Genomic DNA, 11574 nt, shown 5'->3' with positions numbered 1-11574 from the left:
AAACTCTTTTTACACATCCAATGAGGCAAGGAAGGAAGATACCAATGACAAATTCTATTTCTCATCTAGAATTACCCCATTCTGTTTCACTATTAGAAAAAATGGCCGCTGAGTCTATAGAAAACGGCCCTTTTACATATGTTCATAGTGGAGCTGGTAATGAAATTACGTTAAAAGCTAATATAGATGCTTTTGAAAGTTGGCAAATCGTCCCTAAATATTTAAATGACGTCAACATTCGGGATACTTCCTCCAAAATATTAGGTACTACATTTCCTAATTCTTTCGCATTAGCTCCTGTTGGTGTACAAAGCATCTTCCATCCAGAAGGAGAGCTAGCTTCAGCACGATCAGCTGCCCACCACGGGGTGCCGTTTATCGCTAGTACTTTAACATCACATTCACTTGAGGAAATTGCTACTCATCTTGGAGATACCCCTCGCTGGTTTCAATTATATTGGTCTAAGGATGAGGAGTTAGCAATAAGCATGGTTAAACGGGCAGAAAAAGCAGGTTACTCCGCTATCGTCATTACGGTTGATACATCTTTAATTGGAAACCGGGAACGAGACTTAAATAATGGTTACTCTCCTCTTAAACTAGGGAAGGGATCAGCTAACTATATAAATGATCCTGTTTTCCTAGAGAGATTCAAAACTCGCCCTTCTTCTGATGACAAGGGTGTTATAGAAAAAATAGGGGACGTATTATTTAATCCTTCGTTAACTTGGGAAGATTTACGTACGATTAAAAAGCATACCTCTCTACCAATCTTATTAAAGGGTATTCTTCACGAAGAGGATGCATCTAAGGCACTGGATTACGGGGTGGATGGACTAATTGTTTCCAATCATGGTGGTAGACAACTTGATGGTTGTATCTCTTCATTAGAAGCCTTACCTCCTATTGCTGATGTAATTCAGGGTAGAATACCGATTTTGTTAGACAGTGGAATTCGAAGAGGATCCGACGTTATTAAAGCACGTGCTCTTGGTGCTTCAGCGGTTTTACTAGGCAGACCCTTTGTCTATGGATTAGCTGTTGCAGGGGAACAAGGTGTTCGACACGTTCTAAAGGACTTTATAAATGATATCGACACCTCCTTGGCGTTAACAGGATGCTCATCCATGAGCCAAGTTAATGAGTCTATCATTCGCAGAAAAATGTAAAACTGAGGCTACAAATAGTTATACGACAAAGGGCCTTTCTCTAAAGTCATATAGTGACTGAGAGATGGTCCCTTTTCCAATGTATTGATTTCCGTTCCAGACGGACGCTTTCCGCGGGCATGGCTTCAGTCTCCTCGTCGCTTTCGCTCCTGCGGGGCCTTCAGCTCATGCTATTCCCGCTGGAGTCGCCGTCTTCCTCTACAATCAATTGCCTACAAAAAACAGGTGTAGAAAAAGACTCGTTTTTCTACACCTGCTTCAATTTATGGGCTTATTGGACAGCCCCTTTGAATTAACGTGAATGTTTCTAACACAGGGGCGCTGAAATTCCAGTTAGATAACCTACTTTCGGCATCTAAATCCCTCAGCCTTTATTATACTAAACTAGAAACTTACTCTTCAATAAATTCATCTAGACATTCCTCGCAAATACAATGTTTGCGTACACTTTCTGGCGGAACATGCTCGAAAATTTCATCCGGAAAATGTCTCTTATCACACCAGCAATTCCCTACGTCTTTTTGATTATTATTACAACACTTATTGTTCTTACCACAAAGCGGGCAAGTCTTCTTACCGATAGTTTCACTCATCTTTTTACTCCCCCGTAGCATTCACTTTGTAAATCTTCAACGATTTGAAAATCGCGTCCCTGTGCCAGAAACAAACATGAAAGTGTAAACATTCACGATTGTTTGAATTAACGTGGATGTTTCTAACTCAGGGTCGCTGAAGTTAAAATCATCCCCTGCTTTCACTCTGGCTTTAATTTCTGGATTATCTTCTTGAAAGGAGTCAAGATTCACTTTTCCTGCTTGGTAATAGATTTTCCCTTTTTTATAAGCAGTAATGCCGCATAATTGCTTAATTTTCGTTTCGTTCATCGAAAAATTCATTTTCCAATCCTTTCTCGATCACTCTTTCGGTTATCTCTTGTATCGGTTCAGTTGGTTATATTTTAGCACGTTTGGACAGACAACTACATTTAGATATACCTTATTCGAATACCCCTGGATTAATAGAAGGAGGAAAAAGATGCGAGACTCCCGCGGAAGAACGGACCAACGAGACCTCGCACGAAAAGGAGGAGGCTAAATGGTTCATCCGCGGAAAGCTAGTATCTTTATCCAGATTCAATTTCACTCTTTACAGACTTACTCCACAATATCTTCATATTCCTTAGAAGTTCTTACTTCTATCGTAAGAAAGCCATTGCCATAGATCGCTTTTATTAAAAATGGTGCTTCACTTGTATTTTGAAATCTAAAATCTAATGCACCATATGAAACAGTTGCATCTCTTCCTTTTGGAACGTAGCCTACATCTAATGAATGATGATGTCTTTCAACATATTTTACGGATAATTCGTCTACTACGTTAAAAAGTGTAGAGGACGTTTGGCAAACCCCTCCCCCGATACCCATGACGTGTTTCTTATTAATAATTTCCGGTGCGGGTTGGTAGCCGTTTGCTTCGTCTCTCGGACCTGTCATCTCATTAAACGAGAAATAATCCCCACTTCCAACGATTACATTATGGATAGCCTTCGCTGAAATTTCTATATTTTTGTTCCTGTTTACATCCGAGGGGTTAAAATAAGTTGTATAAGAAGCAATTATTACTTCCTCTAAACGAGCAATATCTTCAATGTTATAACTACTTTCTGTCACAGACAAAGGAATTTCAACGTCCTTGCCAGTGGATGAAGCTTCTACAATCCTTTTCACTAATTCACTTTCTTTTAAAATAATCCTCGGGCTTCCCTTAATAATCTGACCGTCTGCATCCACTTTATCAAGAACCATTCTTTTGTCATAACCAGCTTCTGTTTCTGTACCTCTTGCCAACTCATAAGCTAACTTTTCAATTTCCTTTTTATATGTTGCGAAATCTGCTTCGTATCCTAAATCTTTCGGTGATATAGTTTTAATTATTTCTAATGTATTTGGATCAACAATATTTACAACTAAAGGCTTTATTTCCTTTTCAGCTTCTTCACTATAGGTAACTGTTTTTTTTTGCTCCTCCTTCGGTTGTTTCTGTTCATTATCATTTGTTTTTACTTCTTCATTTGCTGATTTTTGAAGACAACCTGCCAGTCCTATTGAACATAAAATTACCAGTGCAACAATCCATCTTTTCACTCTCTCGTACTCCCTGCTATAAGTATTTCCAATTAGACATCTTATTCAAGTAGTAATGATAGTGTGAAAATTTAAATCCATTTATGGAAATAAATTAAGCGCTCGGAGTAGCGTGCTTCTGTGTTCTACGAAAAAAAGCCGCCCCGGTTTTTATGCGAGGCAGCGCAATTTTTTCTAAATGAATTATCATCATTGTTCAAACAATCATATTTATATAAACATTCATGTTTGTTTCGGTGCCAGTAAAATAGACACGATTGCTACCATTAACAGAATAGTAATTAAAACATTTTTTTGGTCAATTACTCCCGCTCATTTCTAAAGGATATTCATTCTCTATCTTCCCTATCTGTTTTTGTTTATCTTTCATAATAAACAAAACTAGAGAAAATAAGAGAAAAAAGTATGAACAAGCATACTTTTTTCTCTCGAATATTATTCTTGAAATTTAATTACTTGCCTCTTGCAGCATTTGCTTGTTCAATAGCAGCATTATATTGGTCAACTGCAGTAGTATATGCTTCGTTTACATCTCCGCCATTATAGATCGTTTCAAGAGCAGTTTCCATAATTTTACGTCCTTCAGGAAGCATATCCATTAAAGCACCTTGTGTTGCATAAGAAGCTTTTGTATCTTGTAACTGGTCAACTGTAACTTGTAATTGTGGTTTTTCAGCATGAGCATCTTTTACAACTTGTTCTTCATATGCAGCTGGGTTGATAGCAAAGTAACCTGTACCAACATGCCACTCGGCTTGGATTTCTGGAGTTTGTAAGTATTTCATGAACTCCCAAGCAGCTTTTTGTTCTTCTTCTGATTTACCATCAATCATCCAAAGACTTGCCCCACCGATAACAACACCTTGACGTTCTTTATCTTCTGGATGTGGTAAGTAAGCAATTCCTACCTCAAATGGTGCATTGTCAATTACATCTCTTGAACTTGCAGAGGATTGTAAAAACATTGACACATCACCTGCTAAGAAACCAGCCATCATGTTATCTCCATTTGTACCATAGTTAGCAAATGTTTTATCATCAACCATACGTTTTACCCATTCTAAAATGGATTTACCTTCTTCTTCAGTCCAACCAATTTCAGTAGGAGTTTCCGTACGTCCATTATCATTATTCAATAATTGTGCACCTTGGTTAGCTAATAATTGCTCCCACAACCAACCATACGCTTGTAATGCAAAACCCTTCATCTCTGGATTAGATTCAACGATTTTTTTGCTTGCTTCTTCTACCTCTTCGAATGTTGCTGGTGGAGCCTCTGGATCAAGTCCTGCTGCTTTAAATGCATCTTTGTTGTAATACATAACAGGTGTTGATGAGTTAAATGGCATTGAATAGAATGTACCATCTAAAGAATAGTAATTAGTAATATTTTTTTCTAAGCCGCTCATATCATAGTTATCCGCATCAACGAACTCTTGAATTGGCGTAATTTGTCCGCTATTAATCATTGACATTGTTCCAATTTCAAACGTTTGAATTACTGTAGGTGCACTATCTGAACCAGCAACAGCATTAAACTTGGTTAATGATTCATCATAAGTTCCTTGATATTCAGCATTTACTTGAATACCATCTTGAGACGTATTATATTTTTCCACAATTTTGTTCAATGCTTCTTGACCTTTTCCTCCCATAGAGTGCCAAAAAGTTACCACTTGTTTTTCTTCGGTTTCTGCACTTTCTGTTGAACCAGACGTTTCTCCATTACTTTCAGATTCGGTGGTTGTTGAGCTTCCTTCTGAATTACATGCTGCTAAAAATAAAGCAATCATCAGTGTAAAGAATACGAATAATTTTTTCATTGTTATTCTCCTTTTTTTGTTTTGAATGGTTTAAATTTAAAATTATTTTAAGGCACCTTCAGTTAAACCTTTTTGAAGCTTTTTCTGTCCAAAGAACAATAATAGTAATGTTGGAATAATAACAATGACAGCACCTGCCATTATGACACCCCATTCGTTTAATTGTTCCTGGGTTTGTAATTGCTTCAAGCCAATTTGTACTGTACGTACCGTATCATTTGTCGTCGCCAATAGTGGCCATAAGTACATATTCCAAGAGGATAAAAATCCATAAATGCCTAATGTAACTAAACTAGCCTTGGATACAGGTAACACGACTGTTACATAATATTTAAAATCACCCATACCTGCAATTTGACTGGCTTCTCTTAACTCCTTTGGTATTTGTTTAAAGTTTTGCCTTAACAAAAATGTACCAAAGGCTGTTGCAAAGAATGGCACTGCCAAACCTGAATAAGTATCAATCCATCCTAAATCACGGATGATTTGAAAGTTAGGAATGATCGATGCTTCAAAGGGTACCATCATCGTTGCGATAAATACGTAGAATAATAAATCTCTTCCTTTAAACTCCAGAAAGACAAAAGCATAGGCTGCTAAACTAGATAAGACAAGCTGTCCAATCATAATCACAATAGACACTACTAAACTATTAAATAAATACTGAAATAAAGGAAAGCGTTCAAATGCACGGACATAGTTATCTAAAGTAAATGTACTAGGTATACTTCCGGTTAAAATATCTTGATTGGTCATGAAGCTCATCACAATGGCCATAATCATTGGTCCTGCTAAAATAAGAGCTGAAAGGATCAGTAATACATAAAAAATGACTTTTCGGCTTTTAGATATGGTCATTGATAGTGAACCTTCCTTTCCCCAAGCTTAAATTGCAATGCTGTCATCAATAAAATCAGGATGAATAATACAATTGCTTGGGCACTCGCGGATCCAAATTTATAATTCACAAAAGCCTCTCGATAAATCGAATAAACGATTAAATTCGTTTCATTTATTGGACCGCCCTGTGTTAAGATATCGATTTGACCAAAGGATTGAAAAGCATTAATAATCGTTACCGTAATGACAAAAAACATGGTCGGAGACAGCATTGGAATAGTTATTCTTCTTAATTTGTATAAATATCCTGCACCTTCAATATCAGCACTTTCATATAAAGATGAATCGATAGATTGCAAACCACCTAACAATATTAAAAAAGTAAATCCAACATTCATCCAAATTGTAGTGATAGATACAGCTATTAGAGCCCATTTCGGGTCTGTTAGCCATCCAATTGCTTCAATCCCAAACGATCCCAATAATTGGTTAAGTAATCCCATCGATGGATTAAATAAATACAACCAAAATACAGATGCAGCTGCAACAGATACTCCCATCGTTGAGGAATATATCGTTCGAAAAAAGCCAATCCCTTTTAGTTTTTCATTAGCAATAATGGCGAGAAATAAACTAATGATTACTGATGCAGGAACTGTATATAGAACAAACAAAAACGTAGACTTCATACTTTTTAGAAAAATCGGTGAGCTAAACATATTTAAATAGTTTTCCAAACCAACAAATACTGTTGGATCTCCGTTAGCTTTTGTTAAGAAAAAACTTAGATAAATAGTACGAAACATCGGATAAAATAAGAAAACGCTAAATAAAATAATGGATGGTAATAAAAAAGCCATCCCTTTTATAAAGCTTTTGATTCGTTGTTTCTTTTTTACTTGCTCCATATCTAATAGACTGGTTTCATATATTTGAGCTGTGTTAGTCATACTCATATAGCTAAAACCTCTTGTTCTTTATCTTTCAAGGCTGATTGAATTAAATCACCTGTTTCAGAATCAAAGAATAATAGATTTTCAGGTAATATTTGGACAGGTACTTTTTGACCTACATGGATGGACCATTGTCCTGGCCATTTAGCCGTCCATAATTCTGAACCAACGTCAAATGCAATCGATGTTTCATTTCCCAATTGTTCCACATTGACCACTTCTAAAAAGTGATTTGTATTTTCATTTGTCCCAGGCAGTAAATGCTCCGCCCGAATACCAATAGTTAACTTTTTATGATTGCGTAAATCCTTTACAAATGCAGAATCGAAGGCGATATGTAGTTGACCTTCAACAATTAATTCCTTGCCGTCTTCTGAAAATCTTGCTATTCCCATATTCATCTTTGGAGATCCAATAAAAGAAGCAACAAATAGATTGGCTGGTTCATTATAAAGGGTAATTGGTTTACCAACCTGTTGAATTTCCCCATCATTTAAAACCATTATTCTGTCACCCATGGTCATCGCTTCTACTTGATCATGCGTAACATATATCAATGTCATTCCAATTTTTTTTTGCAATCTACGAATTTGGACCCGCATATTAGCTCGAAGTTTCGCATCCAAGTTGGAAAGTGGCTCGTCCATCAAACAAAGTGGCGCTTGACTTACAATAGCTCGTGCTAATGCAACACGTTGTCTTTGACCACCGGAAAGCTCCCTCGGTTTACGTTCTAACAATTCAGTTAGTCCCATCATTTCAGCCGCTTCTAATAATCTTCTTTGTCGTTCTTGTTTATCTACTTTTTTTGCCTTTAAGCCAAAGAGAATATTCTCCTCTACGGATAAATGTGGATATAAGGCATAGTTTTGAAAAACCATTGATAAATTTCGTTCCTTTGGTGGCATGTGATTCACAGATTTACCGTTAATCTTTAAAATACCTCCAGTAATTTCTTCCAATCCTGCAATCATTCTGAGTAATGTACTCTTTCCAGATCCAGAAGGACCAACAAGAACAAAGAACTCACCTTCGTCTATTATTAAATTGATTTCGTTCAATACGCCTTGTTGTTTATCGTATGACTTCGAAACCTCAACTAACTCAATTCGGCTCATACCCAACCTCCCCTTTTTTAAATTTGGGCGCATAGTTATTAAAACATAAAGAATTACTTAAAAAAGGAAATTTACAGTCTTTTAACTAATATTTTACAAATCCCAAAAAATTAATGGATACTTTACATTTTTTACATTTGTGTGCAAGTGAAATAGCACGATTGTACGACTTATTATTAGCTTTTTAGACGTTGTTCTTCATTACTTTAACAATTAAAAAATGCTCATAACCCTAAATTAGGACACCAAGCATTTTATTTTACTGATGAATGATTTCTGTGAGTGTGCATTCATAAAAAATACACCCAAGCATATGTGCAAGGGTGTAAAAAAAAAGTTTAAGTTTGATAAAAATATTCCTAAATTGTAGAAATCAAGTCACCAGTCGTATCATCATTAATAGCAGTGGAAGGGTATAGATAAACAGATGAGTTTCGTTCACATAGGGACACCCATGCATCTACACATGTCGGATCAAAATGTTTCCCTTTTTCCTCTACTAATACATTCATTGCCTCGTTATGGGACCATGCCTTACGGTAAGATCTCTCGGAAGTCAGCGCATCATACACGTCTGCTACCGCCACGATTCTCGCTAACAAATCAATTTCATCTCCCATAAGCCTGTCCGGATACCCACTTCCGTCCCATTTTTCATGGTGAGAACGAATAATACTTAGTTCCTCTTTCATAAACCCGAGTTCTCTACACATCTCGTAACCACTTACGGGATGCTGTTCAATTATTTCTCTTTCCTCGTTGGAAAGTTTTCCTGGTTTATTTAGAATATCATCTGGAATATTAATTTTCCCGACATCATGGACTAATGCACCTTGTGCTATCACGCGAAGCTGCTCTGGTTTTAACTGAAGTTCTTCTGCTAAATGCAGTGCATACATTGTTACTCGAAATGTATGGCCTACGGTATATTTATCTTTTTTCTCTGTTGCTATCACTAAATCTTTCACACTTGGAGAAATACTGTTCGTAATTCTTTCAAAAGGATCATTCGTAAATAGAGCTCGCATGGCAGAGATTAATGTACCTTTTGTAGCATACTGCTTTACTAACCCAATTAGCATCACAATCATCGAAGCAAGTAATAGGTAATGATAGATCCACCAGCTTAGTCGCCAAGTCTCTCCTGTAACCATAATAATTTGGGTTAACATAAACCATCCGGTGATATAGACAATGGCAAGTTGAAGTGGAAAACGGGAAAATCTGTATGTCTGGTAATAACGAAACATCGTAATAAGATTTAATAATAAAGTAATAAATATGATCGCCAATTCAAACGATTGTACATATAATGGCACAATGATATGAGGAAAAAACATACCAATGATCACCACAATACTCATTAAGACAATCCAAACGGGAAGAAGCAACTTATGCCTTCCAGATAACAATTCAACTAACTTATTGTCGGAAGGTAGCGAGGAAAGCCACAACCAAATCGTTGCTAGTAACATACTCAACTGCGCTGCAACACCCGCTAAATCCGTTTCAGGAAGCAATAAATGAGGTGTTGATAAACCATGCAATAAAAACAGCAGCGCAAGTGAAATAAAAGACAATGCCAAAAAGCTTACTTTAATATTACGCAATCTTTTACCCGCAATCCCTACTGCTATGGCAATAATCGTAGACAAAGACGCGATAGCACTTACTATGTAAAAGTGTCTTTTAAGGTTCATTAAATACGGATCTGTCATAAGTCCAAATCTTAAACAAAGAAATAGGACTAGGGGTAAGGTCATGGCGATTATTGGTCCAACAAAGCTATAATTTTTCATTCAATTGCCTCCAAGGCTCAAAAAATATGTAAATAATACTAGTATCTGTACGTATTATAACAAGTTTATACATATTTCGACATAAACTTTCTAGAGAATTCGACAAAAAATTCAATAAAATTTTCATTTCGGTACCTAATAAAATTGTTAGTGGGCTGAAAATAAATAGATTTACTTGGACCAGTATAAACAAAACCAGCCAATAGAAAATTGCTTTCTATTGGCTGGTTTTTATAGGGTTTATAGTACATTTCTTTAATCTAAATCTTGCAATTCATTTAATGCAGCTTTCAAAGCCTGCAATTCCGATAGTGTAAACGTAACACCCTTACGCATTTTTTCATGGTCCTCTGACCATTCTCGAATATCGTATTTCGCTTCTCGGTCATTCCAGCTAACCAAATTCAGCTCTTTCGTCCATCCTTTACTTCCCTCAGACAACACCGAAATCGTTTCCTTAATATCGTATTTAATTTCTGCCATTATATTTACATCCCTTCTTAGTTAAAATGCTTTATTAAGCATATATTACTCATTGTAAATCCATCCATTTATAAATCACTACGCTTTACTTTGTTGCTTCTCTTTCAACTGTTCAAATAACTTTCCAACTATCCCAATCCCTACATTTTCATATTTGGCTAGAATAACGAGCTCTTTTGGTAATTGTTGAACCGTTTCCATTTGATCTTCGTTTAGCTGTCTAAGTAGATTGGGAATTCCAGTGAATTCATCTGTTGTGAGAGGTATCTTAGACAACCCCTCTGTGACAACGATATAGTCATCTTTATAAAAAAAGAATAACTCACCTGGTCGTTCAATTGTAAGCTGTCTACGTGTTTTCTCTTCCTCGATAAAGATTTTTAATTCCTCGAAGAGATTTTCGTCATTCTTCTCATTGTAGCGTTTCACATGCTTATGGATTCCATCTAGATTATTAGGTAATTCGCTCATGATTCGTGCTTGCTGCTCTGCTCCCAGTCTAATAAGAAATGTCTCCGAAATTGCAAACCTTTGAGGCAAGAGGAATGCGTCACGTAAGAAGTACGGAATTTCTATTTGTTGGTTTTTATATGTAAGTGTTCGAATTGTTGTGAAACCTGGACGTTCAGGTTGTAAAGGCGTATCGACAACAGTTGCGGCCACTTCGGTAATACTAGATTCTTCAATAGGTTTTTGCAAAGAAGAAATAAGCAATTTCTCTAAAGACTTGAGGCGTTCTTCGATTTCGGTAATCTCATACGATTGTGTCATCTGTGGAGATGGATCTTGATAAGCTGGAACCACAAAATCCACTGGACCGTACACTTCCACATACCATTTCACAATGCGATACACCGATTCCCATGACAATAATGCTTCCGAGTAGCGAAACATTCGCGTATCATGCGCGGCTTGGTTCCCAGTTTGTCGAACAAAATGAAGACCATCTCGAATTTCAGGAGTCAAATAACCATTTTGGTTAAGTAAGTCAATTCGATCCTTCAAGTTTGTCCAGGGTTCGTCAGGCAACTGTTCCGCTCGAATCACCTGTTGGAGTATATTTTCTACAAATATTCGCGCATGCGTTAGCATCGTCCGTGGACTTGTGAAAATACTATTTTCTAGTTCACGTGCAACCAATGCAAGCTCTTTGGACATCGGTTCAAGATATTGATAAAAATAAGCAGGCTTTTCCATGCTATGTTTCCCTCCGAGTAGATAATAATCTTTCGATAATCACATTTT

At 36.6% G+C, this 11574-nt stretch carries 11 protein-coding genes; 1 reads left to right on the top strand and 10 read right to left on the bottom strand.

Annotated elements, in window-relative coordinates; genetic code table 11:
- The first annotated feature begins 44 nt into the window (after positions 1-44).
- A complete protein-coding gene (locus MHB48_RS01380; protein ID WP_342599810.1) occupies positions 45-1169 on the top strand; it encodes an alpha-hydroxy-acid oxidizing protein in 1125 nt (374 codons plus the stop codon).
- A 392-nt stretch (positions 1170-1561) separates the two neighbouring features.
- Here the strand turns inward: MHB48_RS01380 and MHB48_RS01375 are convergent, their stop codons facing one another.
- From MHB48_RS01375 to MHB48_RS01330, 10 genes are all read right to left on the bottom strand, one after another.
- The gene (locus MHB48_RS01375; protein ID WP_342599809.1) at positions 1562-1762 is read right to left on the bottom strand and encodes a cysteine-rich CWC family protein; all 201 of its coding nucleotides are present in this window, start codon (positions 1760-1762) and stop codon (positions 1562-1564) included.
- Between the two features lie 36 nt (positions 1763-1798).
- Positions 1799-2065 (bottom strand): hypothetical protein, encoded by a 267-nt coding sequence (locus MHB48_RS01370; protein WP_342599808.1) that lies wholly within the window; start codon positions 2063-2065, stop codon positions 1799-1801.
- 258 nt (positions 2066-2323) lie between these two features.
- A complete protein-coding gene (locus MHB48_RS01365; protein ID WP_342599807.1) occupies positions 2324-3313 on the bottom strand; it encodes a VanW family protein in 990 nt (329 codons plus the stop codon).
- 452 nt (positions 3314-3765) lie between these two features.
- On the bottom strand, positions 3766-5136 hold the full coding sequence (locus tag MHB48_RS01360; protein ID WP_342599806.1) for an ABC transporter substrate-binding protein: 1371 nt from the start codon (positions 5134-5136) through the stop codon (positions 3766-3768).
- Positions 5137-5178: 42 nt separating this feature from the next.
- The gene (locus tag MHB48_RS01355; protein ID WP_342599805.1) at positions 5179-5994 is read right to left on the bottom strand and encodes a carbohydrate ABC transporter permease; all 816 of its coding nucleotides are present in this window, start codon (positions 5992-5994) and stop codon (positions 5179-5181) included.
- A complete protein-coding gene (locus MHB48_RS01350) occupies positions 5991-6926 on the bottom strand; it encodes a sugar ABC transporter permease (RefSeq protein WP_342601277.1) in 936 nt (311 codons plus the stop codon). Before MHB48_RS01350 ends, MHB48_RS01355 begins: the two co-directional genes overlap by 4 nt.
- Positions 6927-6928: 2 nt before the next feature.
- Positions 6929-8047 carry an ABC transporter ATP-binding protein gene (locus MHB48_RS01345; RefSeq protein WP_342599804.1) on the bottom strand — a complete coding sequence of 373 codons (1119 nt, stop codon included), beginning with the start codon at positions 8045-8047 and terminating at the stop codon, positions 6929-6931.
- Between the two features lie 359 nt (positions 8048-8406).
- Positions 8407-9846, bottom strand: coding sequence for an HD-GYP domain-containing protein (locus tag MHB48_RS01340; protein WP_342599803.1), 1440 nt, complete (start codon positions 9844-9846; stop codon positions 8407-8409).
- 255 nt (positions 9847-10101) lie between these two features.
- Positions 10102-10329: a PC4/YdbC family ssDNA-binding protein gene (locus tag MHB48_RS01335; RefSeq protein ID WP_342599802.1), complete on the bottom strand. Its 228-nt coding sequence runs from the start codon at positions 10327-10329 to the stop codon at positions 10102-10104.
- 78 nt (positions 10330-10407) lie between these two features.
- Positions 10408-11526, bottom strand: coding sequence for a DUF4145 domain-containing protein (locus MHB48_RS01330; RefSeq protein WP_342599801.1), 1119 nt, complete (start codon positions 11524-11526; stop codon positions 10408-10410).
- Between the last annotated feature and the right edge of the window lie 48 nt (positions 11527-11574).

Origin of the sequence: Psychrobacillus sp. FSL H8-0483 (assembly GCF_038637725.1) — a bacterium.
Taxonomy (GTDB): domain Bacteria; phylum Bacillota; class Bacilli; order Bacillales_A; family Planococcaceae; genus Psychrobacillus.
The sequence above is the reverse complement of the archived record's forward strand: the minus strand, read 5'-3'. Positions and strand labels throughout refer to the sequence as shown.